At 64.2% G+C, this 25,723-nt stretch carries 28 protein-coding genes and 1 other RNA gene; 7 read left to right on the forward strand and 22 right to left on the reverse strand.

The genetic code is table 11. The annotated features are described in order from the left end of the window. Positions 1–44 precede the first annotated feature (44 nt). From DKB74_RS14485 to DKB74_RS14500, 4 genes are all read right to left on the reverse strand, one after another. A complete protein-coding gene (locus DKB74_RS14485) occupies positions 45–1,055 on the reverse strand; it encodes a glycosyltransferase family 4 protein (RefSeq protein WP_109808905.1) in 1,011 nt (336 codons plus the stop codon). Continuing rightward, on the reverse strand, positions 1,052–2,635 hold the full coding sequence (locus tag DKB74_RS14490) for an alpha-amylase family glycosyl hydrolase (RefSeq protein ID WP_109808906.1): 1,584 nt from the start codon (positions 2,633–2,635) through the stop codon (positions 1,052–1,054). Before DKB74_RS14490 ends, DKB74_RS14485 begins: the two co-directional genes overlap by 4 nt. 310 nt (positions 2,636–2,945) lie before the next feature. After that, complete coding sequence (locus DKB74_RS14495; protein ID WP_109808907.1) at positions 2,946–4,079, reverse strand: glycoside hydrolase family 130 protein; 1,134 nt, start codon at positions 4,077–4,079, stop codon at positions 2,946–2,948. A 24-nt stretch (positions 4,080–4,103) separates the two neighbouring features. After that, positions 4,104–4,385 (reverse strand): chorismate mutase, encoded by a 282-nt coding sequence (locus DKB74_RS14500; RefSeq protein ID WP_109808908.1) that lies wholly within the window; start codon positions 4,383–4,385, stop codon positions 4,104–4,106. Positions 4,386–4,536: 151 nt separating this feature from the next. Between DKB74_RS14500 and DKB74_RS14505 the strand changes: the two genes are divergently transcribed. Continuing rightward, complete coding sequence (locus tag DKB74_RS14505) at positions 4,537–5,550, forward strand: polyprenyl synthetase family protein (protein WP_109808909.1); 1,014 nt, start codon at positions 4,537–4,539, stop codon at positions 5,548–5,550. A 193-nt stretch (positions 5,551–5,743) separates the two neighbouring features. Here the strand turns inward: DKB74_RS14505 and DKB74_RS14510 are convergent, their stop codons facing one another. Next, positions 5,744–5,956: a hypothetical protein gene (locus tag DKB74_RS14510; RefSeq protein ID WP_109808910.1), complete on the reverse strand. Its 213-nt coding sequence runs from the start codon at positions 5,954–5,956 to the stop codon at positions 5,744–5,746. Between the two features lie 231 nt (positions 5,957–6,187). Here DKB74_RS14510 and hrpB point away from each other — a divergent pair, with 231 nt between their 5' ends. From hrpB to DKB74_RS14525, 3 genes are read left to right on the forward strand one after another with little or no spacing between them, the layout of a single operon-like run. After that, positions 6,188–8,698 (forward strand): ATP-dependent helicase HrpB, encoded by a 2,511-nt coding sequence (gene hrpB / locus DKB74_RS14515; protein ID WP_109808911.1) that lies wholly within the window; start codon positions 6,188–6,190, stop codon positions 8,696–8,698. Between the two features lie 22 nt (positions 8,699–8,720). Then, positions 8,721–9,002 (forward strand): ETC complex I subunit, encoded by a 282-nt coding sequence (locus DKB74_RS14520; RefSeq protein WP_109809022.1) that lies wholly within the window; start codon positions 8,721–8,723, stop codon positions 9,000–9,002. A gap of 53 nt (positions 9,003–9,055) precedes the next feature. Further along, a complete protein-coding gene (locus DKB74_RS14525; RefSeq protein ID WP_239987549.1) occupies positions 9,056–9,247 on the forward strand; it encodes an excalibur calcium-binding domain-containing protein in 192 nt (63 codons plus the stop codon). Positions 9,248–9,256: 9 nt separating this feature from the next. On the opposite strand, the gene DKB74_RS14530 is transcribed toward DKB74_RS14525, so the two are convergent. The 5 genes from DKB74_RS14530 to DKB74_RS14550 all read right to left on the reverse strand — a co-directional run bounded on the left by DKB74_RS14530 (position 9,257) and on the right by DKB74_RS14550 (position 12,575). Next, complete coding sequence (locus DKB74_RS14530) at positions 9,257–9,790, reverse strand: NUDIX hydrolase (protein WP_239987538.1); 534 nt, start codon at positions 9,788–9,790, stop codon at positions 9,257–9,259. Then, positions 9,787–10,467 carry a TPM domain-containing protein gene (locus DKB74_RS14535; RefSeq protein ID WP_109808912.1) on the reverse strand — a complete coding sequence of 227 codons (681 nt, stop codon included), beginning with the start codon at positions 10,465–10,467 and terminating at the stop codon, positions 9,787–9,789. Before DKB74_RS14535 ends, DKB74_RS14530 begins: the two co-directional genes overlap by 4 nt. Next, positions 10,467–11,285, reverse strand: coding sequence for a TPM domain-containing protein (locus tag DKB74_RS14540; protein ID WP_109808913.1), 819 nt, complete (start codon positions 11,283–11,285; stop codon positions 10,467–10,469). The genes DKB74_RS14535 and DKB74_RS14540 overlap by 1 nt, the downstream gene beginning before the upstream one ends. A 14-nt stretch (positions 11,286–11,299) precedes the next feature. Then, the gene (locus tag DKB74_RS14545) at positions 11,300–11,911 is read right to left on the reverse strand and encodes a TPM domain-containing protein (RefSeq protein ID WP_109808914.1); all 612 of its coding nucleotides are present in this window, start codon (positions 11,909–11,911) and stop codon (positions 11,300–11,302) included. Positions 11,912–11,984: 73 nt separating this feature from the next. Continuing rightward, the gene (locus DKB74_RS14550; RefSeq protein WP_109808915.1) at positions 11,985–12,575 is read right to left on the reverse strand and encodes a LemA family protein; all 591 of its coding nucleotides are present in this window, start codon (positions 12,573–12,575) and stop codon (positions 11,985–11,987) included. A gap of 79 nt (positions 12,576–12,654) precedes the next feature. On the opposite strand from DKB74_RS14550, the gene mscL reads away from it, so the two are divergent. After that, positions 12,655–13,110 carry a large conductance mechanosensitive channel protein MscL gene (gene mscL, locus DKB74_RS14555; protein WP_109808916.1) on the forward strand — a complete coding sequence of 152 codons (456 nt, stop codon included), beginning with the start codon at positions 12,655–12,657 and terminating at the stop codon, positions 13,108–13,110. Beyond that, on the forward strand, positions 13,100–13,576 hold the full coding sequence (locus DKB74_RS14560; protein WP_161956884.1) for a GNAT family N-acetyltransferase: 477 nt from the start codon (positions 13,100–13,102) through the stop codon (positions 13,574–13,576). Before mscL ends, DKB74_RS14560 begins: the two co-directional genes overlap by 11 nt. A 37-nt stretch (positions 13,577–13,613) precedes the next feature. Here DKB74_RS14560 and DKB74_RS14565 read toward each other — a convergent pair whose 3' ends face one another. Further along, complete coding sequence (locus DKB74_RS14565; RefSeq protein WP_109808918.1) at positions 13,614–14,045, reverse strand: RrF2 family transcriptional regulator; 432 nt, start codon at positions 14,043–14,045, stop codon at positions 13,614–13,616. A gap of 44 nt (positions 14,046–14,089) precedes the next feature. Between DKB74_RS14565 and ssrA the strand changes: the two genes are divergently transcribed. Further along, positions 14,090–14,436, forward strand: a transfer-messenger RNA (tmRNA) gene (gene ssrA / locus DKB74_RS14570). A gap of 71 nt (positions 14,437–14,507) precedes the next feature. Here the strand turns inward: ssrA and DKB74_RS14575 are convergent. From DKB74_RS14575 to DKB74_RS14625, 11 genes are all read right to left on the reverse strand, one after another. Then, complete coding sequence (locus DKB74_RS14575; RefSeq protein ID WP_109808919.1) at positions 14,508–14,948, reverse strand: hemerythrin domain-containing protein; 441 nt, start codon at positions 14,946–14,948, stop codon at positions 14,508–14,510. Positions 14,949–15,003: 55 nt separating this feature from the next. Then, a complete protein-coding gene (locus tag DKB74_RS14580) occupies positions 15,004–16,023 on the reverse strand; it encodes a sensor histidine kinase (RefSeq protein WP_239987539.1) in 1,020 nt (339 codons plus the stop codon). A 140-nt stretch (positions 16,024–16,163) separates the two neighbouring features. Next, a complete protein-coding gene (gene pnp, locus DKB74_RS14585) occupies positions 16,164–18,491 on the reverse strand; it encodes a polyribonucleotide nucleotidyltransferase (protein ID WP_109808921.1) in 2,328 nt (775 codons plus the stop codon). A 245-nt stretch (positions 18,492–18,736) separates the two neighbouring features. Then, positions 18,737–19,006, reverse strand: a complete 270-nt coding sequence (gene rpsO / locus DKB74_RS14590; protein ID WP_109808922.1) for a 30S ribosomal protein S15 — start codon at positions 19,004–19,006, stop codon at positions 18,737–18,739. A gap of 23 nt (positions 19,007–19,029) precedes the next feature. Next, complete coding sequence (gene truB / locus DKB74_RS14595; RefSeq protein WP_109808923.1) at positions 19,030–19,923, reverse strand: tRNA pseudouridine(55) synthase TruB; 894 nt, start codon at positions 19,921–19,923, stop codon at positions 19,030–19,032. A 43-nt stretch (positions 19,924–19,966) separates the two neighbouring features. Then, positions 19,967–20,359 carry a hypothetical protein gene (locus DKB74_RS14600; protein ID WP_109808924.1) on the reverse strand — a complete coding sequence of 131 codons (393 nt, stop codon included), beginning with the start codon at positions 20,357–20,359 and terminating at the stop codon, positions 19,967–19,969. After that, positions 20,356–20,781 (reverse strand): hypothetical protein, encoded by a 426-nt coding sequence (locus DKB74_RS14605; RefSeq protein WP_145961019.1) that lies wholly within the window; start codon positions 20,779–20,781, stop codon positions 20,356–20,358. Before DKB74_RS14605 ends, DKB74_RS14600 begins: the two co-directional genes overlap by 4 nt. 30 nt (positions 20,782–20,811) lie before the next feature. Beyond that, positions 20,812–21,405, reverse strand: coding sequence for a thymidine kinase (locus DKB74_RS14610; RefSeq protein WP_109808926.1), 594 nt, complete (start codon positions 21,403–21,405; stop codon positions 20,812–20,814). A 34-nt stretch (positions 21,406–21,439) separates the two neighbouring features. After that, on the reverse strand, positions 21,440–21,853 hold the full coding sequence (rbfA, locus tag DKB74_RS14615) for a 30S ribosome-binding factor RbfA (protein ID WP_109808927.1): 414 nt from the start codon (positions 21,851–21,853) through the stop codon (positions 21,440–21,442). A gap of 359 nt (positions 21,854–22,212) precedes the next feature. After that, positions 22,213–24,918 carry a translation initiation factor IF-2 gene (gene infB / locus DKB74_RS14620; protein ID WP_109808928.1) on the reverse strand — a complete coding sequence of 902 codons (2,706 nt, stop codon included), beginning with the start codon at positions 24,916–24,918 and terminating at the stop codon, positions 22,213–22,215. 4 nt (positions 24,919–24,922) lie between these two features. Next, positions 24,923–25,615: a DUF448 domain-containing protein gene (locus DKB74_RS14625; RefSeq protein WP_109808929.1), complete on the reverse strand. Its 693-nt coding sequence runs from the start codon at positions 25,613–25,615 to the stop codon at positions 24,923–24,925. Positions 25,616–25,723: the final 108 nt, after the last annotated feature.

Here is a 25,723-nt window from a genome sequence, read left to right on the forward strand (position 1 = left end):
GCCAAGGCCGGGCCCGGTTCGCCGGTCCCGCGCCCTGGCGGCGTTCAGCGCTCCAGAATGGTCCGGTACAGCGCGAGATATTTGCGCGCCATCGCCTGGGCAGTGAAACGTTCCTCGACCGAGTTGCGGCACGCCCGGCGGCTGATTTCGCCGATCTGTTCCAGCGCCTCGACGGCCTCGCCTCTGTCATGGACCAGAAATCCGGTCACGCCATCGGTGATCAGTTCGGGCATGCTGCCGCGATTGATCGCGATCACCGGGGTCCCGCACGCCATCGCCTCGACCACGCTCAGGCCGAACGGCTCGTCGAAATCGATCAGGTGCAGCATCGCCCGCGCATTGCCCAGCGCCTTTATCCGCGCCTCGCCACCAACCGGGCCATGCCAGACGATCTGCTCGCCATCGACATGCGGCTCGACTTCGCGCTCAAAATAGCCCTTGTCCTGCACGATCCCGTAGAGATGGAGGCGCAGGCCGGCGGCCTTCGCCACCGCGATCGCTTCTGCCGCCCCCTTGTCGGGATGGATACGCCCAAAGAACAACAGGTCGTCGCTGCCCCGGGCATCGAAGGCAAAATCCTCGATCCGGATGCCGTGATGAATCGTGGCGGCATAGCGAAGATCCTTGTGCCGGTCGGCCGCGCTGATCGCGACATAATGGACGCGATCCTCGAACGGCTTGTACATCGGCAGGATGCGGGGGCTGGAAAAGCCGTGGATCGTCGTCACCATCGGCGTATCGACCAGCGGCGCAAAGGCATGCGCCGGAAAATCGGCCTGATTGTGAATCAGGTCGAATTCGCCCGCGCGCGAAAAGACATGGCTCAGATGGCGATATTCCCACACCTTGGCGTCAAGGCTGCGATCCTCTTCATATCCGCGCGGCACCACGCCATCGAGCGCGCCGGAGGTTTCCGAATCCCGCGTCGCGAACAGCGTGACGTCGACGCCCTCGGCCACCAGCGCCTCGGTCAGAATGCTCGTCACCAGTTCCCACGGGCCGTAATGGCGCGGCGGCGTGCGCCATGCGACGGGCGCGATCATTGCGATCCTCATCCCAAAATCACTCCCTCGTTGCGGCGCAGCTGCGGCGGCTCGCCATCGCCATGCGTCGACAGCAGGACGCGCAACCCCCGCGCCCATTCGGGCAGTTCGAAACGCTGCGGCGCGTCGGTAAGGTTGAGCAGCACCAGCAGCCGGTCGTCGCCGTCGCGCCGTTCATAGGCAAGTACGGCATCATTGCCGGCCACGGGCAACCAGTCGCCCACCGACAGCGCGGGATGCCGCCGCCGCAGCGCCAGCAGGTCGTGATGCAGCCGCCACATCGACCGCGTCTCGCGGCGCTGCGCGGCAACATTGCGCGTCTGCCAGTCGCCATGCATCGGCAGCCAGGGGTCACCGTCGCTGAACCCGCCATTGGGCGCGCCGTCCCATGCCATCGGCGTCCGCACCGGATCGCGCCCCAGCCCCTTGCCCGGCTCGTTGAGCTCGCGCGGGTCGTGGATACGTTCCGCCGGAATGGCGACATCGGCCATCCCGATCTCGTCGCCATAATAAATCGTCGGCGTGCCGCGCAGCGTCAGCAACAACATCGCCGCAACCCGCGCCTGCGCCGGTCCGACACGCGTCGCGGCGCGCGGCCGATCGTGATTGCCCAGCACCCAGTTGGGCCAGCCGCCCGCGGGCAGCGCCGCTTCATATTCGGCGATCAGCCGCGCGAGCGCCGGAGCATCCCAGGGCGCCTCGATCAGCTGAAAATTGAACGGCAGATGCACTTCGGGTTCGCCGCGCCCATAATAGTCCATCAGCTTTTCGACCGGCAGATAGATTTCGCCGATCAGCACGCGCGCCGGGGTATAACGCTCCGCCAGCCTGCGCATCGCCGCCGCGATCCCATGCACTTCGGGCTGGTCGGTCGAATGGAGCTGGAACACGCGCAGCATCTCGCCCATCGCCGGGGTCCAGTCGGGATTGGCAGGATTGTCGGGAAAATCGGCGTGCTTGACCATGTGCCAGAGCACGTCGATGCGGAAACCGTCGATCCCCCGGTCGAGCCAGAAGCGCAGCACGTCGAGCATCGCTTCGACCACTTGCGGATTGCGCCAGTTGAGGTCGGGCTGCGCCTTCAGGAACGCGTGGTAATAATATTGGCCGGTCGCCGCGTCCCATTCCCATGCCGATCCGCCGAAATCGCTGATCCAGTTGTTGGGCGGGTGGCGATTGCCCTCGGCATCGATCACCGGATCGCGCCAGAGATACCAGTCGCGCCTGGGATTATCGCGGCTCGACCGGCTTTCGAGGAACCAGCGATGCTGATCCGAAGTGTGATTGGGCACGAAATCGAGCAGGATCTTGAGGCCGCGCGCGTGGCACGCCGCAATCAGCGCATCGAGATCGTCGAGCGTGCCGAACCGCGCATCGACATCGCAATAATCGGCGACGTCATATCCGAAATCCGCCATCGGCGAAGGAAAGATCGGCGAAATCCAGATCGCATCGATGCCCAGCGCCACCAGATCGTCGAGCCGCGTGGCGATTCCGCGAAGGTCGCCGATCCCGTCGCCGTTCGAATCCTGGAAACTGCGCGGATAGATTTGATAGATCACGCCGCGTTGCCACCAGGCCGGTTCGGTCATCGCACGTCTCCCTTCGCACCCGCAGCATAGCGCGGGCGTGCATCGGAAGGAATCCCGCGTCTAGGTCGTGAACCCATAAACGGCACCGACGAGGCGCCGGAATGGCAAACATATCGGGCCAAAGTGGCCGCCGGGAGGGCTGGGCGCCCTTCCAAGGCCGCTTTGGGTCGAGATGGAAGCCATTCCGGCGTCCGCAAGGATTTGACCAAAATGGCCCGGCGCTGCGTCGGCAGAGCTTGAAATATCGCCATATTCCTGCGCCCTGCCTCCTTGCGCTGAGCCATTTTGCCTCAAACCTCGGCGGCGCCCTTTATGGGTTCACGACCTGGCCAAATCGTTCCTTGGCGATATGCGTCACGCGACACGCCAGGTCCGCTTCGCCCGACGCGACGATATAATGATCGCCCGCATCCGCCAGGCCGGTGGTGAACACCACCGGGGTCGGCAGGTACATCTGATGCGCGATGCTCTGGGTCAGCGCCGGATCGGCTTCGATCAGCGGCGTGGCGTCCTCCTGCCGCACGATGCGAGTCGGATCGTCGCGGTCGAGCAGCGCCCAGAAGGTGCGATAGATGCCCACCGAATCGCGCTTTTCGACGCCGTGATAGAGCATCAGCCATCCCGCGGGAGTCAGCACCGGCTGCGAACCCCCGCCGACCCGCAGCGCCGACGTCGAATCCTTTCGCGCGCGCAGCCCCGGAGCATCGGCGGGCTTCCAGTGCAGCCCGTCGGGCGACGATGCGAAGTGGATCGCTGGCCCGCCCGCAAAAATGCTGTCGGGCGGCGGCGCGAAATAGCATTCGCCAAGCGGCCGGGTCAGCGCCATGAACTTGCCACCCGGCTTGCCCTCGAACAGCACCATGTCCTTGTTCTGATGATCGAGCACCACGCCCATCGGCTCGTAATCGAGACCGTTTACCGAGCGGTACATCGCGGTACAGTGCCGTTCGGACGATACCGCGCACACCGTCATCCACCAGCATCCGCCGACCAGGCTGATCCGCGCATCCTCGATGCCATATTCCATATACGACGCGCCTGGCGCGACTGCCTTGTCGTAATGGACCTTCACCACCTGTCGGGCGTCGCGCGACAATTCGACCGGCAACAGCCAGGAAAGCGACGTCAGCCCCAGCTGCGGCGGATGCCGCCCGCGCAGCGCGAACTGGCGCGGGTCGTTCATTTCGATCCCCGCCACCGGATGCCGGTCGATCCGATAACGGCCCGCCTCCCACCGGATCGCCAGCGCATGCCCGTCGACGACCGGATCGGTCAGCGCTTCGGCGACGCGCACCATCATCAGCAAATTGCCGCCCGGCAACCGCGCCAGCCCGGGATTGAACGCACCGAGCACATAAGTCGGCACATCGATGCCATTGCGCAGCGGCGAGCGTGTCAGATCGACATCGTCCGGGCGAAAGATCAGATAATCATTGTCACCCATCGACTGGCTCCTGCTCCGACGCGTTTATTCCTCGCGCAGCTTTTCGTGATGCCGAATCACTTCATCGATGATGAAACGCAGGAATTTTTCGGAAAATTCGGGGTCGAGATCGGCATCCTCGGCCAGCTTGCGCAGCCGTTCGATCTGCCGCCCCTCGCGTCCGGGATCGGCCGGCGGCAGCCCCGATTCGGCCTTGTGGCGGCCCACGGCCTGAGTCACCTTGAACCGTTCGGCGAGCAGATAGACCAGAGCCGCATCGATATTGTCGATGCTCTGGCGATAGCGGTTCAGCGTGTCGTCGCTCATCTGTTCGGCTCTCCGCAGCGCAGGGGAACGCCCTTTCGCCCGAGCGGCGTGGCGACGCAAGCCCGCAAGGGGCTTCCCACATGTCGGAAACGGTTTCATCGGGCATCAGAACCCTTGCCTTCCGCTCGGTTAATCGTCAGAGGACGGGGCAATGTCCGCTACCATCCATCGCATCGGCGCGCGCTCGGAACCTTCGCTGGAGCCGATGATCGCGCTGGTCGCCGCCGACATGAATCTGGTCAACAGCGTCATTCTGGATCGGATGCAGTCGGACGTGCCGCTTATCCCCGAACTTGCGGGGCATCTGATCGCCGGTGGCGGCAAGCGGATGCGCCCGATGCTGACGCTCGCCAGCGCGCGGCTGCTCGATTATCCGGGGAAACGCCACCACCGGCTCGCCGCCGTGGTCGAATTCATCCACACTGCCACGCTGCTCCATGACGATGTCGTCGACGGATCGGACCTGCGCCGCGGCAAGCGCACCGCGAACATCATCTGGGGCAATCCGGCCAGCGTGCTGGTCGGCGACTTTCTGTTCAGCCGCAGCTTCGAACTGATGGTCGAGGACGGCAGCCTGAAAGTGCTGAAAATTCTGTCCAACGCCAGCGCAGTGATTGCCGAGGGCGAAGTCAATCAGCTCACCTCGGTACGTCGGCTGGACCTTAGCGAAGAACGCTATCTCGACATTATCGGCGCCAAGACCGCCGCGCTGTTCGCCGCCGCCTGCCGCATCGCCGCCGTGGTGGCCGAACGCAGCGAGACCGAGGAAATGGCGCTCGACGCCTATGGCCGCAATCTCGGCATCGCGTTTCAGCTGGTCGATGACGCAATCGATTATGTGTCGGACGCGGGCACGATGGGCAAGGATGCGGGAGACGATTTCCGCGAAGGCAAGATGACGCTTCCCGTCATCCTGGCGTATGCCCGCGCCGAAGGCGAGGATCGCGATTTCTGGCGCGAGGCGATTGCCGGACGCAAGATCAGCGACGCCGATTTCGCGCATGCCGTCGAACTGGTGCGCCGCACCCGCGCGCTCGACGACACGCTCGCCCGCGCGCGCCATTTCGGCCAGCGCGCGATCGACGCGCTCGGCATCTTCCCGGCAGGCGACGCACGCGACGCGATGGTTCAGGCCGTCGAATTCGCAGTAGCCCGAGCCTATTGAGCACACCCAGATCTCTCCGCTTGGGGGAGAGACAGCAAAGCTTGACGGCGAAGCCATCTGGCGACGCTTGAGAGGGGCGGCCACAAACCGAAACGCCTCGTGTATAAACCCCTCTCAACTGCGGCTAGGCGCCAGGCGCCAAGCCTTCGCAGCTCTGCCCAAGGGAAAGAGTTGTCGAATTACCTTCCGGCGATCACTCGTCATCCTCGTCGCCGTCATCATCCTCATCCGCCATCAGCAGATCGTCATCGTCGCGCTCCAGCTCCTCGGCAATCGCATCGGTGATCAGGTCGAGCTGATCGAAACTCGCGACGAATTCGGACGTGTCGCCGTCCTCGTCTTCCAGCATCAGCACATAATCCTCGCCCGTGCGCGAGATGGAAAAATGGGCAAGCAGCTTGGCCATCCTCTACTCCTCTTTTCAGCCTTCCGCCCCGCAACGCACCACATCGCGGCTGGTGCCGTGAAAAAATCATCGCGATGCTGTCCTACAGGGCGGTTTCTGTGTCATGGCGTGCAGGAATCGCGATGTCGTGCTCCTTTCCCCTTTCCTCTGCCACTGCTCCGCGCGGCTCTGCGCGAAGGGCAGATCATGGGGGACGTACCGTGAACTTCGTAAACTTCCGCGCGCGATCGCATGGGTGATCTGCCGATTCACGCCGTACTTCCCGCGCTGCTCGATTCGCTGCGCCGGGGGAGCAATGCCGTGCTGGTCGCACCGCCCGGCGCAGGCAAAACCACCGCCGTCGCGCCGGCATTGCTCGACGAAGACTGGTGTGCGGGCGAAATCCTGCTGCTCTCGCCACGCCGCCTCGCCGCGCGCGCAGCCGCCGAACGCATGGCCGCACTCGCGGGCGAGCCGGTCGGCAGGACGTTCGGCTATGCCACGCGGATGGATACGAAACGCTCGGCGGCGACGCGCGTCACCGTCCTGACCGAGGGGATTTTCGTCAATCGCATTCAGGCCGATCCCGAGCTGGCGGGCGTTTCGGCGGTGCTGTTCGACGAAGTTCATGAGCGCAGCCTTGACAGCGATTTCGGCCTCGCGCTCGCGCTGGATGCGCAATCGGGGCTGCGCCCGGACCTGCGGATCGTGCCGATGTCGGCTACGCTCGACGGCGCGCGCTTTTCGGCGCTGATGCACAACGCTCCGGTGATCGAAAGCGAGGGGCGCAGCCATGTGCTGACCCTCCACCATATCGGCCGCAATGCCGAGGCACGGATCGAGGATTCGGTCGCCGCCGCGATCCGTCTGGCACTGCGCGAGCAAGATGGCGGTATCCTTGCCTTCCTGCCCGGCGTTGCCGAAATCGAACGGACCGCCGAACGGCTCGATCCCGGCGCAGAGATGGTGCTCCACAAACTTCACGGCAGCCTTGACCCCGCAGCCCAGCGCGCGGCGATCGCGCCCGATCCGCAGGGGCGGCGCAAGATCGTGCTGGCAACCAGCATCGCCGAAACCTCGCTGACGCTCGACGGGATCCGCGTCGTCGTCGACAGCGGCCTTGCCCGCCGCCCGCGCTATGATCGCGCCGCCGGGATGACGCGGCTCGTTACCGAACGCGCCAGCCAGGCATCGGTAACGCAGCGCGCAGGCCGCGCCGCGCGACAGGGGCCCGGCACTGCCTATCGCCTGTGGGAGGAAGCGGCGACTGCCGGGCTGCCACGCTTCGACACGCCCGAAATCCTCGAGGCGGATTTGTCGGCGCTGACGCTCGATTGCGCGATCTGGGGCGTGTCCGATCCGCGCGACCTGCAATGGCTCGATCCCCCGCCCGCCGCCGCGATTGCCGAGGCGCGGTCGCGGCTGGCAACGCTCGATGCGCTCGACAGCGACGGCCGCCCCACCGATCATGGGCGCGCGATCGCCCGCCTGCCGCTGCCGCCCCGGCTCGGCCATATGCTGGTCCGCGCGAGCGAAATGGGGCTCGCACGGATGGCCGCGCAAGTCGCCACGCTGCTCGGCGAGCGGGGACTTGGCGGCAACGACCCTGATCTGGAGCTGCGCTTGCGGCGATGGGGCAATGAGCGCGGCAAGCGCGCCGAGGGCGCCCGCAAGCTCGCCGAACGCTGGGCGAAGCTCGGAGCAAAAACCCCGCTCGACCCGAGCGAAGTCGAGGGACGCGCCGGAGGCGCCGGGCATCGTGTCTCGACTGCGCTCGACACGAACGGCCTGGCCATCTGCATCGCGCTTGCCTTCCCCGATCGCATTGCCCGGCGCCGCGATCCCACCGGCGAAAACTGGGCATCGGTGGGCGGGCGCGGATTCCGGCTCGATCCCACCGCATCGCTTGCCAGCCACGAATGGCTTGCCGTCGCCGAAACCCAGGGCATGGCATCGGGCGCGCGCATTCTTTCCGCCGCCGCCATCGACTTCGCGACAGTCGAAACGCTGTTCGCCGACCGTATCGAAACGCGCCGCAGCGTCCGGTTCGATGCCGCCACCGGCGCCGTCGAAACGCTGCGCGAGCGGCGGCTGGGCGCGATTCGCCTGTCGAGCGGCCCCGATTCGGCAGCCAGCACCGAAGAGATCGAAGCCGCGCTTCTCGAAGGCGTGCGCGGCGGCGGCCTTTCGCTCCTTCCCTGGCGCGACGCAGCGCTGGCCCTGCGCACCCGCGCCGCCTTTGCCTTTGGCGCGGATGCCGATCCGATCAGCGAAAGCGCGCTGATCGAACGTCTCGACGAATGGCTGCCACCGCTGCTGTCGGGCAAGCGACGCCTCGACGCGATCGGCGCCGATGCGCTTCATGGCGCTTTGCAGGGCCTGCTCGGTTGGGATGGCATGCAGACGATCGATCGCCTCGCCCCCGCCCGGTTCGAAACCCCCGCCGGATCGAGTCACGCGATCGACTATGGCGCCGAAGGCGGTCCGCGCGTCGAATTGCGCGTGCAATCGCTGTTCGGCCTGTCCGAACATCCCGCGATCGGCACCAACCGCATCCCGCTGGTGCTCAGCCTCACTTCGCCCGCCGGTCGCCCGATCCAGACGACGCGCGACTTGCCCGGATTCTGGGCGGGAAGCTGGGCGGCGGTGGCCAAGGAAATGCGCGGGCGCTATCCCAAACACCCCTGGCCCGAAGATCCCGCCAGCGCCAATGCGACGCTGCGCACGAAAAAAGCCGATGCAAGAGGCGGCGGCCCGCGATAAAGAAGCGGCAATGGAGGCAGCAGTGAACAGCGCACGTATCTATCAGCGACCCAAAAACGCCATGCAGTCCGGCCGTTTCCGGACCGATCAATGGGTGCTGGAATATGATCCGATCGAACCGCAGCGTCCCGACCCGCTGACCGGATGGCCGGGATCGGGCGACACCCGCAACCAGCTGCGCCTCAATTTCCCGACGCTCGACGCGGCCAGGGAATATGCCGAACGCGAAGGCATCCCCTTCCACGTCGTCCCCGCGCCGACCCGCAAATTGAAACTTCAGGCATACGCCGACAATTTCCGGTGATCGGACTGCTCACCGCGCTGTTGCTGATACCGTTGCCTGTCGCGGCCCAGGACGTGCCGAGACGCCCGGCACCGAGCCCCTCGCCCACAGCCACGCCGCGCGGTGCGTCTCGCTCGACTGTCTATTATCCCAATTGCGCGGCGGCTCGGGCGGCAGGAGCAGCGCCGATTCGCCGGGGTCAGCCCGGCTACCGACAGGCGCTGGATCGCGACAATGACGGGATCGCCTGCGAGCCGCGTCGCTAGCTCAAAGCCTCAGCGCAACCAATCCTGCGCGAGCAGCAACAATAGTTTGACGTCCATCGCCACGCCTGCCGCCCGCTTGGCGGCGACGAAATCACCGATTTCGCTGAGCGGGACGCGGTGGACAAGGATGTCCTCGCCCGCCACGCCGCCGCCATCGCCGATTCGGGTCAGGCCATGCGCGCGCAGCAATGTGAAGCCTTCGCTGACCATGCCGGGGGAAGAAAAGAACCTGCCCAGTTCCTCGATCCGGTCGGCCTGATAGCCGGTTTCCTCTTCCAGCTCGCGGATCGCGGCGGCGTGCGGTGTGTCGCCATCATGTTCGTCGCCGATCAGGCCCGCGGGCAGTTCGAGGCAGCGCTGGCCCAGCGGCACGCGATATTGCTCGACCAGCAGGACATGCTGCTCGGCATCGATCGCCAATATCACCGCCGCCTGAATGCCGCGCGTGCGCGCAACATATTCCCAACGGCCCTGCCGCCGGGCGACGATCCATTTGCCCTCCCACATGGTTTCGACGGGGGCATCGAAATCGGGCACAGTCACAGCTGGATCAGCCGGTCGGGCAGTTCATTCTCGTCATCGTCGGTCTTGGGCAGATGCTCGGACAGGATTGCGCCGATCTGTGCCACCGCATCGGCCATGCCGCCCGCCGGATCGCCCGCGCGCACCTTGTCGATCAGCGCAGCCATCGCGTCGCCCCAGCGTTCCATCGGCACTGCCTGGTGTATCGCTTCGTCGGCGATAATTTCGGCGCGATGTTCGGCAAGCGAGAGATAGAGCAAAATGCCCTCGCGCGCCGCCGTCCGCTTTTCCGCGCTGGCCCGGAACAGGGCGAGCGCGCGCCGCTGAACCCGGCGCGCCTTGGTCGCTGTCGGCGTCAGCGCCATGCGCAGCGGCCGATATTCGAGGCCATAGCGTACGATCAGAAACGCAACGACCTGAATCAGCATCGTGAAGAAGATCAGCAGCCCCGGCGCGACGGCGTCGATCCAGCCGCCATGGCCGAGCGTCACCAGCCATTCGGGCACCGCCGGGAACAGCGCGCATAGCCCGCCGACCAGCAGCATCGCCGCGACTGCATAATGGAGTGCGACGTCGCGATAGCTGTCCGACTGATCGGACAGGATCGTGACGATTTCGCCATTGGTGCCGCGCTCGGCCTCCGCCACCGCAGCGGTAACACGGGCATGATCCGCCGCGTCGAGTTTCCAGCCTGCCATTACCAGCTCCCCGATGCGCCGCCGCCGCCGAACGACCCGCCGCCGCCGCCGAACCCGCCAAATCCGCCGCCACCAAAGCCGCCCGACGAGCCACCGCCCCAGCCAGAGCCATGATGGCCGCCGCTGCCCCAGCCGGGGCCCCAGATGATCACCGGCCCCATGCCGCCGCGATAGCGCCTGCGGCGACCGCCGCCGCCCCCCCCGCCGCCACCGCGTCCGCCGCCGATCGCAGCGAAGATGATGAACAGGATGACCAGAATCCAGAAGGCGACGAACAGCGCCGCAACCGGATTGCCGTCGTCGCTCTTCTTGGCTTCCTGCGCCTCGAGTGCGCGTTTTTCGGCCGCCTCGAGCGGCAGCTTCATCTGTTCGGCAATGGCATTGGCCCCGGCGACGATCCCGCCGGGCATATCGCCGTCGCGAAAGCGCGGCAGAATATCGTCGCGAATGATCCGGCCCGACAGCGCGTCGGTCATGATCGGTTCCAGGCCATAGCCGACCTCTATCCGCACCTTGCGTTCGTTGGGCGCGACGATCAGCAATATGCCGTTATTCGCGTCCTTTTGTCCGATTCCCCAGGCGCGACCGAGCCGATAGCCATAATCCTCGATCGGATAGCCTTGCAGATCGGGGATCGTCGCGACCACCAGCTGGCGCGAGCTTGCCTGTTCGACCTCCGCCGACAATTGCGTCAGCTGCGCCACGGTCTGCGGGTCGAGAATATGCGCCGCATCGACCACCCGGCCGGTCAGTTTCGGGAAATTCTGCGCCAGCGCCGCCTGAGTGCCCAGCAGGAGCATCAACAAGGCGGCCAGCATTGGCTTCAGGCGGTTCACTCGGTCTCTCCGATTTCGGCGATGATGCCGTCGGTCCCGGCGGCGATTCCGCGCGGAAAATCGCCGTCGCGAAAGGCGGGCAAGATGGCCGTATCGATAATGTCCGCCGCTTCGGCATCGGTCAGTTGCGCTTCAAGGCCATAGCCCACTTCTATCCGCACCTTGCGCTCGTTCGGCGCGACGATCAGCAGCACGCCATCATTACTTTCCTTGCGCCCGATGCCCCAATGATTGCCAAGCGCGAGGCCGTAATCGTTGATGCTGTGATCACCGAGGCTGGCCAGCGTGACGATCACCAGTTGATGTCCCGTTGTACGCTCGAGCATTTCCGAGCGGGCCGAAAGCGCGGCTTCCTGATCGGGATCGAGCAAATCCGCCTGATCGACGACCCGGCCTGTCAGTTCGGGGAAGGCATAATCGACCGAACTGTTGTTGGTGATCGGCGCCGTGTCGTTTGCCGACAGCGAATCAGCAGCGGCACCACATCCGGCGAGCGCGATCGCAAGCACGACCGGCGAAAGCAGACGAAGGAGACACCGCGTCCCCCCTGCCTTCCCCTCTCGCGCAGTGTCATCGAGCGACTGCGGGGGAAGGGATGCGTGCGTCATGCCCGCATCCCTTGCACAAACCGGTTCCTGTAGGACAGGCATTTCGGTTTCCCGCCGCAGACGATGCCGCGGATCAGTTGCTGTTGCCGAAATTCACCGTCGGCGCGACGTCGGCACCTTCCGCCGCTTCAAACGGCGATAGCGGCTTTGCGCCGTAAAAAATCTTCGCACCGATCGCCGACGGGAAGGTGCGGATCGTCGTGTTATATTGCCGCACCGCCTCGTTATAATCGCGGCGTTCGATCGCGATCCGGTTTTCGGTGCCTTCAAGCTGGTCCATCAGCGTCTGGAAATTCGCCTGGCTCTTGAGCTCGGGATAGCGCTCGACGGTGACGAGCAACCGGCTCAGCGCACCGCTCAGCTGGCCCTGTGCATTCTGGAATGCTTCCATCTTGGCCGGGTCGGTCAGGTCATCGGCGGAAAGCTGAACCGAGCTTGCCTGCGCGCGCGCCTGCGTCACTTCGGTCAGAATCTGCTCCTCGGATGCCGCAGAAGCCTTCACCGTTTCGACCAGATTGGGGATCAGGTCCGCACGCCGCTGCAGCGCCACCTGCACATTGGCCCATTGCGCTTTGGCAGCTTCCTCCGCGGTCGGAACGCTATTGAGCCCGCACGCCGAAAGCAGCAAAGCGGAAACCATCACCAGCGCTGCACGTATCTTCATCGATCCCTCCGGTTGTGTGTGGTCGATATAGGACACGGCAGGCAGGCGTGAAAGGGGCAGCAGAGAGAGGGGACATTCGATGCTCAAGGAATTCCGCAAATTCGTGATGCGCGGCAATGTGATGGATCTTGCCGTCGGCGTCATCATCGGCGGCGCGTTCGCCACCATCACCAAGTCGCTGACCGACGACATCATCATGCCGGTGGTCGGCTGGATTTTCGGCGGGTTCGATTTTTCGAGCTATTTCATCCGGCTGGGCGCGATCCCGGAAGGCTATACCGGCTCGACCAGCAACTATGCCGCGCTCAAGGAAGCCGGCGTGCCGTTGCTCGGCTATGGCGAATTCATCACCGTGATGATCAATTTCCTGATCCTTGCCTTCATCATCTTTCTGTTCGTCCGCGCGGTGAACCGGATGATGGAAGCGTTCGAGGAAGATAAACCCGAAGTCGCCGCCGCAGAGCCGACCGATGTCGTGTTGCTGCGCCAGATCCGCGACGAATTGCGCGCGGGTCGTGGTGCCGGTGAAGGCTGAGCCATTCCGCCTGCGCCGGGGCGGACCGGACGATCATGATGCGCTGGGCGCGTTGATGTTCGATGCGGTCCGTTCCGGCGAGAGCCCCTATAGCGACGCGCAGCGCGCCGCCTGGGTGCCCGAACCGCGCCGGGGTGCGGATTGGGACGCGCGGATCGGCTCGCAATATGTGATTATGGCCGAAGATGCGGCGGGAAAGCCGGCTGGATTCATGTCGCTGGCCGAAGGCGGCTATATCGACTTTGCCTATATCCTGCCCCCAGCGCGCGGCACCGGGCTGTTTCGACGCCTGTTCGCCGCCATCGCAGAGGAGGCCGTAAGGCAGGGCATTTCGCGCCTGTGGGTACATGCCAGCCTGATGGCCGAACCGGCCTTCGCCGCGTGCGGGTTCACGGTTACGCAGCGCGAGCAGGTGACGATCGGCACCGAAACGCTCGACCGGTGCGAAATGGAATTAGCGTTTTAGCGCCGGCCATTTCTCGCCCGAGGGGCGGTAGCCCGCATTACGCGGCCGCCAGTTCCTCGGCATTGGCATCGGCCAGGCTGGTGCCGTCGAGGATCCGCGCGGTTTCGTCGCGCACCCGCGCCATCGCGATGCGGATCGCGCAGCTCGCTTCGTCCTTGCAATCCTTGCACGGGCGGTAGGCAGTACGGCTGACGCAGGGGACCAGCGCGAGCGGCCCTTCGATCACCCGGATAATCTCCCCCAGCGACACCAGATGCGTCGCGCGCGACAGGCAATATCCGCCCATTTTGCCGCGATGGCTGTGGAGCAGGCCGGCCTCGCGCAGATCGGCGAGAATCAGTTCGAGAAACTTGCGCGGAACATTGGCTTCGGCGGCGATGCGCGTCATCGGTACCGGGCGGCCACCGGCGGGCTGCTGTGCCAGAAACAACATTGCGCGAAGGGCGTAACGGGAACGCTGCGTTAACATGCCAGTCTCATGCCAGATTAATGTGGCGCCGTCATGGCGCGGAATCACTTTTCATTTAGTGAACCGCCCCTATATTGGAAGGCGTCGGTTTCGGCCGACTATGGCGATAAACTGTGGCGTGCAATAGGCGCAGCGGACCCGGGGGCAGTACCCGGCGGCTCCACCATAACCGGTGGTGTATCTGGACACCGTTTCTGACGGGGCCGAACCAGGATCGACGTGTGTTGAAAAGCGCCGTTTTCGCTCGGAATGGGACCACCGCGACGGCCCATACACACAAGTGCCAACGATAACGAAGCACTCGCTATTGCGGCGTAACCCCACGGCCTAACGGCCTAAGGTTATTCTGAAATGCGCGGTCGGGCCACACCGGGCAACAGAAGTGGATTCCAGCGGTACGGGAGGCACCGGGCAACAGAAGCCTCCCACTTTCCCCGATATGATTGATCGTCGCAAGCGCGTTCAGGCGCGATTTACTGCGGCGGACTCGCCACCTTCCTGCAGGCTCATAGCCACCAGCAGATCGCTTTCCAGCTTCACCCGCTCATGCAATCGCGGCAGCATCGCCTGCGTCTCGACTGCAAAGCTGTCGCGATCGGCGGCGATGGCGCCCTCGCTCCAGCGGTCGATATAGCTGACCCAATTGTCCTTCAGCGTTTCGAAATCGCGTTTCACCCGATCGATGCTGCCGCTCGCGATACCCGGCCGCGCGCGCATCGCGAGTTCATAGATCAGCGCGTCCTCACGCTTCAGATGATCCGCCACCGTGCGTGCCAATAACGCGAGCGCATCGGCCAGCCGTCGCGGCGGCGCCCCCTGGTCGGCCAGGCGTGCCAGATCTTTGGCACAGCGATCGATCATCGCATGTTCGATCAGATATCTGGAATGCTGACGGTCAGGCATCGTTCGACTCAGTAAACCCCGCGTGCAACGAACGCCCGACATACCAGATTGCCGGTCAGGCCGGTAGCATCAGCCGCGCCGTCGCGCCCTTGCCGCCGACCAGTTCGAACCGGCCGCGCAGTTGCTGCGCCAGCATCGCGGCGATGCGCAGGCCCAGATTGTCGCTCGCTTCGATATCGAAGCCTTCGGGCAGCCCGTGACCGTCATCGCGGACTTCGACGCGCAGCATCTCTTCACCGTCGCGCACCAGTTCCACTTCGATCGTGCCGTCTTCGCGTCCGGCAAAGCCGTGCTCGATCGCATTGGCGACGGCTTCGGCGACGATCAGCGCCAGCGGGATCGCGGCGTCGGGAGCGAGCAATGCGTCATGCGCGGCGCTGACGCTGCAGCGCACGTTGCGCCGGCCGCTGGCTTCCACCACATCGGCGCATAGCGGCTCCAGAAATTCGGCCATCGAACGGGTGGCGCCTTCGGCATCGTAGAGCTGGCGGCTGATCCGCCCGATCAGCCCCAGTCGTCGCGCGGATTCGTCCAGCGCAGCGCGGGCTGCTTCGTCGCGCACGCGGCGCTTCTGCACCGTGAGCAGCCCCGCCGCGACCTGAAGATTGTTCGATACGCGATGCTGCAATTCGCGGAACAGCAATTCGCGCGTCTTCGCCAGCGTGCGGCTGACTTCGCGCTCGGTGGCGAGATGGCCGTTCGCACGCTGCAGCCAGTGGATGATGACGATATCGGTGCCGACCACCAGAATGTAGAAGCAGAGCGCGATCATCGCGCCGAGATTGACCGTGAACGCCTCCCGCTCGCCGATGAAGAAATACCAGCTGAGCACGCCGCAGATCACGCCCGCCGCCCCGCCGATCCGCACGCCGAACAGGAAGGACGAGATAATGACTGCGGGAAAGAACGTCACATAGGGAAAACCGGACGGCAGCCAGGGATCGGCAAGGAAACGCGCCGCCAGCGCGACCGCGCAAATGGCCAGCATCGCGACAACCGCCAGCGCGGGCCGGTCGCGCGCAATCGGCAGGCGCTCAAGCCATCGGCCCGGTGCGGTCGGCTTGTTCTGCCCCACGTCCCCTCTTCCCGGCATTCAGGGACTTCGCGATACGCGGGCCGACCTGATACCGGCATAGCTATAGCGGACTGTGATTCCAACGAAAAGAGGGCCGGAAACCCGGCCCTCTCTCGCGTTCAATCAGATCGCTGTAACGATCAATTCTCGGTGATGAAGGACGGCAGACCGATGTCCTCGCCGCCTTCGTCGTCGCTCTTGGATTCGCTGCGCTCGCGGCGCGGACCGCGATCGCCGCCACGGCCACCACGGTCGCCGCCGCGGCCGCCACGGCCACCATCGCGACCACCGTCACGACGACGGTCGCCACGGTCACCACGATCGCTGCGCTCACCCTTTTCACGCGGTTCGCGTGCCGGGCGCGTGTCTTCCAGCTCTTCGCCAGTTTCCTGATCGACGACGCGCATCGACAGACGGACCTTGCCGCGCTGGTCGATTTCGAGAACCTTGACCTTCACTTCCTGCCCTTCGGACAGGACGTCGGACACCTTCTCGACGCGCTCGTTCTTGATTTCGGAGACGTGCACCAGGCCGTCCTTGCCGCCCATGAAGTTCACGAACGCACCGAAATCGACGAGGTTGACCACCTTGCCGGTGTAGATCTTGCCGACTTCGGCTTCCTCGACAATGCCTTCGATCCACTTGCGCGCGGCTTCGATCTGGCTGAGGTCGGAGGACGAGATCTTGATCACGCCTTCGTCGTCGATATCCACCTTGGCGCCGGTGGTCGCGACGATCTCGCGGATCACCTTGCCGCCCGTGCCGATGACGTCACGGATCTTGGTCTTGTCGATCTGCATCGTTTCGATGCGCGGAGCATGCGCCGACAGCTCGGTGCGGGTTTCGCCCAGCGCCTTGGCCATTTCGCCCAGGATGTGCGCACGGCCGGCATGTGCCTGGTTCAGCGCGACCTTCATGATCTCTTCGGTGATACCGGCGATCTTGATGTCCATCTGAAGGCTGGTGATGCCTTCGCTGGTGCCCGCAACCTTGAAGTCCATGTCGCCCAGGTGATCTTCGTCACCCAGAATGTCCGACAGAACCGCGAAGTCTTCGCCTTCGAGGATCAGGCCCATCGCGATGCCGCTGACCGGACGCTTGAGCGGAACGCCCGCGTCCATCATCGACAGCGAACCGCCGCACACCGTCGCCATCGACGACGAGCCGTTCGACTCGGTGATGTCGCTGGTGACGCGGATCGTGTACGGGAATTCGTCATGGCTCGGCAGCACCGGGTGCAGCGCGCGCCATGCCAGCTTGCCATGACCGACTTCGCGACGGCCCGGCGCGCCGAAGCGACCGACTTCGCCGACCGAATAGGGCGGGAAGTTATAGTGCAGCATGAAATGCTGATAGCTGAGGCCACCCAGGCCATCGATCATCTGCTCGCTGTCCTTGGTGCCCAGCGTCGTCGTCGCGATCGTCTGGGTTTCACCACGGGTGAACAGCGCCGAACCATGGGCGCGCGGCAGGAAATGCACTTCGGCTTCGATCGGGCGGACCTGATCGGTCTTGCGTCCGTCGATGCGGCGGCCTTCCTTGAGGATCGCAGTACGGACGATATCGGCTTCGAGCTTCTTGACCAGCTTCGACGCGACGAGCTGCTCCTGCGGCTCCTTGTCGGCCATGGCTTCCTTGGCCTTGGCGCGCGCATCGCCCAGCGCGACCTGACGCTGCTGCTTGTCGGTCAGCTTGTAAGCGGCTTCGATATCCTTGCCGACCAGCTTCTTGAGCTCGGCCTTGAGCGCGTCCTTGCCGTCATTGCCGGCAAGTTCCCACGGCTCCTTGGCGGCCTGTTCGGCCAGCTTGATGATCGCCTTGATGATGTCCTGCGACGCCTTGTGCGCGAACATCACGGCGCCGAGCATGACGTCTTCGGAAAGCTCCTTGGCTTCTGATTCGACCATCATCACCGCATTGTGGGTGGCGGCGACGACCAGGTCGAGATCGCCTTCGGCAACCATCTCGTCGGTCGGGTTGAGCTGATATTCGCCGTCCTTGTACCCAACGCGCGCCGCGCCGATCGGGCCCATGAAGGGAACGCCCGACAGCGTCATCGCGGCCGAAGCGGCGATCATCGCCAGAATGTCGGGCTCATTTTCGCCGTCATAGGACAGCACCTGACAGATGCAGTTGATTTCGTTGTAGAAACCTTCGGGGAACAGCGGGCGGATCGGACGATCGATCAGGCGCGAAACCAGCGTTTCCTTTTCGGTCGCGCCGCGTTCACGCTTGAAAAAGCCGCCGGGGATACGGCCGGCCGAGCTGAACTTTTCCTGATAGTGCACGGTGAGCGGGAAGAAGTCCTGCCCTTCCTTCACCTTCTTGGCGGCCGTAACGGCGCACAGCACCACGGTTTCGCCGAGCGTCGCGATCACCGCGCCGTCGGCCTGACGGGCAACCTTGCCCGTTTCGAGCGTGAGGGTCTGACCGCCCCACTCGATTTCCACTTTCTTCGTGTTGAACATGATATTTCCTTTTCACCGGGCGCCCTATGCGTCCGGGGCATCTGATCGAGCCGTTCGCGGCTCTTTCGATTCCCTCCCAACCCGTTCGGGCTGAGCCTGTCGAAGCCCCGTTCTTCTTTCTGCTTCCGAAGAAGTGCAGCCCTTCGACAAGCTCAGGGCAACGGGAGAGGGTTTGGTTCGGGCCGAGTGCCGGATTGCACCTGTCCCGATAAACGAAACGGCCCCGCAAGCGGGGCCGTCCCTTGTTACTTGCGAATGCCGAGCTTCGCGATGATCTCAGCGTAACGCGCGTGATCTTTCTTCTTCAGATAGTCGAGCAGGCTGCGACGCTTGTTGACGAGCATCAGCAGGCCGCGACGCGAGTGATTGTCCTTCGCGTGCGTCTTGAAGTGTTCGGTCAGGTTCGCAATACGCTCGGTGAGGATCGCGATCTGCACTTCGGGGCTGCCGGTGTCGCCGTTGCCACGGCCATGTTCCTTGACGAGCGCGTCCTTGCGCTCCTGCGTGATCGACATGTCTTTTCCTTCGACATCATGGCTTACAGATTGAAACCACGGACGACCCGGACAATGCCGGATTGAACTTCGGCCAGTGCGACCGGAACATCGTCCAGCATCGCAAAAACCAGTCCATCGTCTGCTGCGGCCCCGATCACTTGCTGCCCCGAACGGAGCAGTCCCGCCTGATCGGGAGTGAGGGATAGAGCCGGGATGTCGTCCAGCCCCGCCCTCAACGGCAGGATCAGTTCTTCAAGGCGCCGCTCCTTAGCGGCATCGGTCAATTTGTCCAGCGAAATCGCGTGTTCGAGCGTGAACGGACCCGCCTTGATACGGCGTAGATAGGTGACGTGCCCCACCGATCCAACCGCATGTGCGATGTCCCGTGCAAGGCTGCGGATATACGTCCCCTTGGAGACATGGGCAGTGAGCGTGGCATATTGCAGCCCATCCTCGTTCCACCACTCCTGAAAGCGCAGATCGTGAATCGTGACGTCGCGCTTTTTGAGTTCCACCGTTTCGCCAGCGCGCGCCAGATCATAGGCGCGCTCGCCATCGACCTTCAGCGCGGAATAGGCCGGCGGCACTTGCTGAATCGGTCCGATGAAATCGACCAGCACGTCTTCGACATCGGCATGATCGACAGAGGTGTCGGACCGGGCAGTCTCCTTCCCCTCAGCATCCAGCGTATCGGTTTCCACTCCGAAGCAGATGGTGAAGTCATAGACCTTGTCGCTGTCGAGCATTCGCCCGGCCAGCTTGGTCGCTTCGCCGATCGCGACCGGCAGCACACCGGTCGCCAGCGGATCCAGTGTCCCGCCATGGCCGACCTTGTACTTGCCATATTTCCCGTCGCGCAGCGCGCGCTTGACGGCGCTTACGCCCTGGGTCGAGCCGAGCCCGAGCGGTTTATCGAGGATGATCCAGCCATGCATGGCGGGCGCGTCTAAACGACGCGGCCCGCCGGGCCAAGCGACGTCAGTCGAGCGTCACGACCGATTTGGAATCGACCTGAGGCGGCGCCTCGCTGGCGCGAATACTGGCGACGCCGCACATGATAGCGAGTTGCGGCACGCGCAGAGTCGAAAACCGGTCGAACCGGGAGCTGTTTTTGGTATCGACGAGCACCGTCATCGATTGGTCATAATGGCGAAGGCAACCCTGATTGGTCTGCACGCGATACCAATGGTCGGTCCGGTCACGCATGAACAACACGTCCCCATTGCCCTTCACGATCTGACGGATGCCGCCGTCGCTCGCGTAGGGGATCGTCGTTTCGGTGTCGCTGACGCCGGAAAGCGACTGCGCGGAAACCGGCATCGCAATGGCGGCCGCCAGCGTTGCACCGATCAGAATAGGGGTTCGCATCATTCGCTATCCGACTCTTTCTGCGTTTCCGGCTGTGCGCCGTTGCGATCACGATGGCCCGGCGGGGGTGCGCTGGTCTGCACACTGATCACGCTGCACCATTGCCCCGGAAAGTCCGACGACGCGACCTTGGTCTGCGTGTCGAAACTCCCCATCGGGCCGGTCTTGTAGACCAGCTGGAACGAGGACGGGTTGGTCATGCACGGTCCGGCAATCTGAACCCGGTACCAGTCCCGACGCGAGTCCTGAACGTACAGATCGTTCGAACCCACCGGGCCGACTTCCCAGTTTCGAATGCCATTGGAATCAGCGAACGGAATTGTCGTTTCGACACCCAGTTCGCGGGCGGATTTGTCCTGCGCCATGGCGGGGGCCGCGACGGTCAGCGCCAACAGGGCAGGTGCCATGAAAAGAATCTGTCTCATGGTCGATTACCTAGCATGAACCACCTGAACCTAGGCTGAGCAGGCTTCGCCTTTCAATGCGCGTGCAAAGTGCCGGCGGCACATCGCGACATAGCGTTCATTGCCGCCGATTTCGGTCTGTTCGCCTTCGCGGATCGGATTGCCCGCAGCATCGACGCGCAGGTTCATCGTCGCCTTGCGCCCGCAATCGCAGACCGATTTGATTTCGACCAGCGCGTCGGCGATCGCCAGCAGCCGCGACGATCCGGGGAACAGCGCGCCCTGAAAATCGGTGCGCAGGCCATAGGCGAGGACGGGTACATCATGTTCGTCGCACAATTCCGCGAGCTGATCGACCTGACGCTCGGTAAGGAACTGCGCCTCGTCAACGAACACGCAGGCGACTTTCCCGTCGCCCGGCGTATCGGTCACGATCCCCAGAATATCAGTGTCGGCGCCGAACGGAATCGCCCCTGCCTCCAGCCCGATCCGCGATCCGATCGTCCCCGCCCCCGACCGGTCGTCGATCGCGGCGGTAAACAGCATCGTGCGCATGCCCCGCTCGCGATAATTGAAATCGGCCTGCAACAGCGTGGTCGATTTTCCCGCGTTCATCGAGGCATAGTAGAAATAGAGCTTGGCCATGTCGCTTCTTTAACAAGCTCGGCGGCGAAGGCGATCAGCTTTCCGCTTCGTCCGCCGCATCCTCGCCCAGATCGCGCGCGACACCGGGCGCGCGCAGCAGCTGGTCGATATGGCTCGCTTCCTCGAAGCTTTCGTCGGCGAGGAATTTGAGCTTCGCGGCATATTTCATCTTCACGCGGTGCGCGACTTCGCGCTGCAGATAGGCGGTGTTGGTACGCAGCGCCTTGATCACCGCTTCCTCGTCCTTGCCCAGCAGCGGCTTTACGAACACCGTCGCGTGGCGCAGGTCGGGCGACATGCGCACTTCGGTGATGCTGACCATATGCTTTGCCAGCACATCGTCATGCACATCGCCGCGCTGCAGGATCTCGCTGAGGATATGGCGCACCTGTTCGCCCACGCGCAGGACGCGGACGGAACGATCTTCGTTGCTGTCATTGTGGCGCATATTGAATTTTTCGCGACTTTTGCTTATAGAGTTAGCACTACAGCGGAAATGTCCACGCTTCCACCTTCTGAGCCCGGGTGCTGCAACGCCCGGGCTCAATGCGTTTTGGGGCTTTGACGCTGCAACGCCAAAGCCCCGCAGACGCTTACTTGTGCCTCAGCTCAATGAGCTTCACCACCAGACCAAGCAACGCGACAACGAATGTCGCGCCACCCAGCGCCATTACTACAGCATTTGTGTCCATCAGCCTTCACCTCCTTTCGACCGCAGTTGCGGCCGAGAGGAGGTGTAGCGGCAAATCATCGATGGATACCAATTGACCTTGTTGTGAAGCGGGGCGCCACAACAAGCCCATTTGGTTACAGCGTCCGTTCGCGCATCTCGACTTCGAAGGTTTCGAGATAATCGCCCGGCTTGATGTCGGTGAAGTTCTGCGTAAACGTCACACCGCATTCGAGGCCCGCGCGGACTTCCGGAACATCGTCCTTGAAGCGCCGCAGCGACGCGATTTCGCCATTGTAGATAATGACGTCGTCGCGCGTGATGCGTGCCTTGAGCGCCTTGCGGATCGCGCCTTCGGTAACCAGCAGACCGGCTGCCTTGCCGTGCTTGCCCGCCGAGAAGACTTCCTTGATCTCCGCACGGCCAACGACCGTTTCGAACGCTTCGGGGCCCAGCTCGCCGGCCATGCCCGCACGGATTTCGTCGGTCAGATCATAGATGACGTCATAATATTTGAGCGCCACCTTGTTCCGTTCGGCGATTTCGCGCGCCTTGGCATTGGGACGGACATTGAAGCCGATGATCGGCGCGCCGCTGGCACCCGCCAGCGTCACGTCGCTTTCGGTAATGCCGCCGACGCCCGAATGCAGGATCCGCACCTTGATCTCGTCGGTCGAGATCTTGTTGAGGCTGCCGATGATCGCCTCCACCGTGCCCTGGGTATCGCCCTTGACCACCAGCGGATATTCGATCGCCTGCTTTGCCTGCAGCGCCGAGAACATGCTTTCGAGGCTGGCCGGAGCCTGGGTCGTGCGCTTCTGCTGGATGACGCCCTGGCGATATTCGGCGACTTCGCGCGCACGCGCTTCGCTTTCGACCACCTGGAGCGGATCGCCCGACATCGGCACGCCCGAAATACCCAGAATCTCGACCGGCATCGACGGGCCCGCCTGCTTGATCTGGCGACCCTTGTCGTCGATCAGCGCACGCACCTTGCCGCTTTCGGCACCGATGACGAATACGTCACCGACCTTCAGCGTGCCGCGCGTGACGAGCACCGAGGCAACCGGGCCACGGCCCTTGTCCAGCTTGGCCTCGATCACGGTGCCTTCGGCATCGCGATCGGGATTGGCCTTGAGCTCAAGCAGTTCGGCCTGAAGCTGGATCTTGTCGATCAGATCGTCGAGACCCGTCTTCTTGAGCGCAGAGACTTCGACGTCCTGCACTTCACCGCCCATATATTCGACCTGCACGTCATGTTCGAGCAGGCGTTCGCGAATGCGCTGGGGGTTGGCTTCATGCTTGTCGACCTTGTTGATCGCCACGATCATCGGAACGCCAGCGGCCTTCGTATGATTGATCGCCTCGATCGTCTGCGGCATCAGCCCGTCATCGGCCGCCACCACCAGCACGACGATATCGGTGACATTGGCACCGCGCGCGCGCATTTCGGTGAAGGCTTCATGGCCCGGCGTGTCGAGGAAAGTGATCTTCGACTTGTCCTTCAGCGTTACCTGATAGGCGCCGATATGCTGGGTAATGCCGCCCGCTTCGCCCGACGTGACGTCGGTGCCGCGCAGCGCGTCGAGCAGGCTGGTCTTGCCGTGATCGACATGGCCCATGATCGTCACCACCGGCGGACGCGGCTTCATCGACTCTTCCGAATCCTCGGTCGTGTCGAGCTGAAGGTCGATGTCGCTGTCCGAAACGCGCACGATATTGTGCCCGAATTCGGTGACGAGCAGTTCGGCCGTATCCTGGTCGATCGTCTGGTTGACCGTGACCGGCATGCCCATCTTGAACAGCGCCTTCACCAAGTCCGCACCCTTTTCGGCCATGCGGTTGGCGAGTTCCTGCACCGTGATCGCTTCGGGCACCTTGACGTCGCGGACCTGCTTGGCCTGCGGTTCGCGCGGGCCGGAATGCGAACGCTTTTCCTTTTCGCGGGCACGCTTGAGCGCGGCAAGGCTGCGGGCGCGCGCGCCGTCATCGCCGCCGAGCGCGCGGTTGACGGTCAGCTTGCCCGACTGGCGACGATCGTCGCGGCTGCGGTCGTTGCGCGACGGCTTGGCCGGGGCCGAATCGTTGCGCTTGGGCGCGGGGCCACGGCCTGCACCACCGCCACCGCCGGCATTGTTGCCGGACAGATCGGGCGCACTGCGCGGTTCGACCTTGGGCTTGGGCTTGGGAATTTCCGGGCGCTGCACCGGCGTGAACCGGCGCGGTGCGGGCAGGCTCGGATCGAGCGCAACCGCCTGCGGTGCGGCGGGTGCCGCCGGCTGTTCGGGCGAGCTCGGCGCCGGAGCGGGAGCAGCCTTCGCTTCCACTTCGGCTTCCGCCTTCGGCGCGGGCTCCGCCTTGGCAGGCTGCCTGGCTTCCTCGGCAGCCTTTGCGGCAGCCTCTTCTTCGGCCTTGCGGTTTTCCTCGGCGCGGCGGCGCTCCTCTTCGGATGCCTCCTGCTTCTCGCGCTCCTCGCGACGACGCGCTTCCTCAAGCGAGGTCATGCGTGCCTCTTCGGCCTCGCGCAGCAACTTGGCCTGCATCTCCTGACGCGAAAGCAGGCTGTCGCCCGCCGGGCGCGGCGTGGGAGTCGGCTTGGGCGCGGGCGCCTTTGCAGCAGGCGCAGGCGCAGGCGCAGCCTCGGGCGCAGCACTTTCGTCGCGCTGTCCCTGCTCCTCGCCCGGACGGCCGAGGACGCGGCGGCGCTTCACTTCCACGACCACGGTGTTCGACCGGCCATGGCTGAAGCTCTGCTTCACCTTACCCGTCTCGACCGTGCGCTTCAGACCCAGCGGCGCGCGCGCACCCAGTTTCGGCTTTTCCTTGTCCGTCGTGTCGTCCATGCGGCTACTTATTTCCTTCGTTCTTCTCGTCTTCTGCGGCGTCGGACGCTTCCAACGCCGATGCGCCCTGCGATTGCTTTTCGCAAGGCGCCGATACGCGATCGGGTCCGATAAAATGCAGCCAGCGATCGAGCGCTTCGCTCACTCGCCTCGCCGCCTGAGCGTCGGTCAGCCCGGCATGTACCACATTTTCGCGGCCAAGGGCCAAGGACAATATGGTGCGTGAGACCGGCAAAGCCAATCCCCTGAGCCCCGATCCTTCGCGTTCCGACCCGACACGCCATGCCTGAGCCAGCTTTCCGGACCCGTCCGAACCGGCGTCGGCGGCGTGATAGAGCGCGCGCAGCTTGCCCTGGCGCGCAGCGGTTTCGATCCGCTCCGATCCGGTAAGCAAATGCCCGGCGCGCGATTCGAGCCCCAGCCGGTCGAGCGCGCTACGCTCCAGCGCAGCCGCGATCCGGGCACCCAGATCCTCCGGGATCGTCATGGCGGCGCCTTTGAACGCGCGCGCCAATGCCCCTTTTAGCTTGCCCTTCGCCTGCGCGGTTTCAAGCTCGCTGCGCGTCACCCCGATCCATGCTCCGCGGCCCGGCGCCTTGGCCCGGACATCGGGCAGCACTTCGCCATCGGGCGAAAGCGCAAGCCGGATCAGCCCTTCGCGCGGCGATTCGTCGCGCGAAAGGATACAGGTGCGCACAGGGCCGTCGCCTGCCGGACGCTTGCCGGCGGGCGCAGGGCGCTTGCCCCTGTGCCCCTTCCGCGCGGGCGGAAGGGGTGCAGTGCCATTACTGTCGGTTAGGCCGGG

This window comes from Stakelama portus (assembly GCF_003171655.1).
Classification (GTDB): Bacteria; Pseudomonadota; Alphaproteobacteria; order Sphingomonadales; family Sphingomonadaceae; genus Sphingomonas; species Sphingomonas portus.

Coding starts and splice junctions, on each gene's coding strand:
- DKB74_RS14485 (WP_109808905.1), bottom strand. CDS start 1,055: ATGAGGATCGCAATGATCGCGCCCGTCGCATGGCGCACGCCGCCGCGC.
- DKB74_RS14490 (WP_109808906.1), bottom strand. CDS start 2,635: ATGACCGAACCGGCCTGGTGGCAACGCGGCGTGATCTATCAAATCTAT.
- DKB74_RS14495 (WP_109808907.1), bottom strand. CDS start 4,079: ATGGGTGACAATGATTATCTGATCTTTCGCCCGGACGATGTCGATCTG.
- DKB74_RS14500 (WP_109808908.1), bottom strand. CDS start 4,385: ATGAGCGACGACACGCTGAACCGCTATCGCCAGAGCATCGACAATATC.
- DKB74_RS14505 (WP_109808909.1), top strand. CDS start 4,537: ATGTCCGCTACCATCCATCGCATCGGCGCGCGCTCGGAACCTTCGCTG.
- DKB74_RS14510 (WP_109808910.1), bottom strand. CDS start 5,956: ATGGCCAAGCTGCTTGCCCATTTTTCCATCTCGCGCACGGGCGAGGAT.
- hrpB (WP_109808911.1), top strand. CDS start 6,188: ATGGGTGATCTGCCGATTCACGCCGTACTTCCCGCGCTGCTCGATTCG.
- DKB74_RS14535 (WP_109808912.1), bottom strand. CDS start 10,467: ATGGCAGGCTGGAAACTCGACGCGGCGGATCATGCCCGTGTTACCGCT.
- DKB74_RS14540 (WP_109808913.1), bottom strand. CDS start 11,285: ATGCTGGCCGCCTTGTTGATGCTCCTGCTGGGCACTCAGGCGGCGCTG.
- DKB74_RS14545 (WP_109808914.1), bottom strand. CDS start 11,911: ATGACGCACGCATCCCTTCCCCCGCAGTCGCTCGATGACACTGCGCGA.
- DKB74_RS14550 (WP_109808915.1), bottom strand. CDS start 12,575: ATGAAGATACGTGCAGCGCTGGTGATGGTTTCCGCTTTGCTGCTTTCG.
- mscL (WP_109808916.1), top strand. CDS start 12,655: ATGCTCAAGGAATTCCGCAAATTCGTGATGCGCGGCAATGTGATGGAT.
- DKB74_RS14565 (WP_109808918.1), bottom strand. CDS start 14,045: ATGTTAACGCAGCGTTCCCGTTACGCCCTTCGCGCAATGTTGTTTCTG.
- DKB74_RS14575 (WP_109808919.1), bottom strand. CDS start 14,948: ATGCCTGACCGTCAGCATTCCAGATATCTGATCGAACATGCGATGATC.
- pnp (WP_109808921.1), bottom strand. CDS start 18,491: ATGTTCAACACGAAGAAAGTGGAAATCGAGTGGGGCGGTCAGACCCTC.
- rpsO (WP_109808922.1), bottom strand. CDS start 19,006: ATGTCGATCACGCAGGAGCGCAAGGACGCGCTCGTCAAGGAACATGGC.
- truB (WP_109808923.1), bottom strand. CDS start 19,923: ATGCATGGCTGGATCATCCTCGATAAACCGCTCGGGCTCGGCTCGACC.
- DKB74_RS14600 (WP_109808924.1), bottom strand. CDS start 20,359: ATGATGCGAACCCCTATTCTGATCGGTGCAACGCTGGCGGCCGCCATT.
- DKB74_RS14605 (WP_145961019.1), bottom strand. CDS start 20,781: ATGAGACAGATTCTTTTCATGGCACCTGCCCTGTTGGCGCTGACCGTC.
- DKB74_RS14610 (WP_109808926.1), bottom strand. CDS start 21,405: ATGGCCAAGCTCTATTTCTACTATGCCTCGATGAACGCGGGAAAATCG.
- rbfA (WP_109808927.1), bottom strand. CDS start 21,853: ATGCGCCACAATGACAGCAACGAAGATCGTTCCGTCCGCGTCCTGCGC.
- infB (WP_109808928.1), bottom strand. CDS start 24,918: ATGGACGACACGACGGACAAGGAAAAGCCGAAACTGGGTGCGCGCGCG.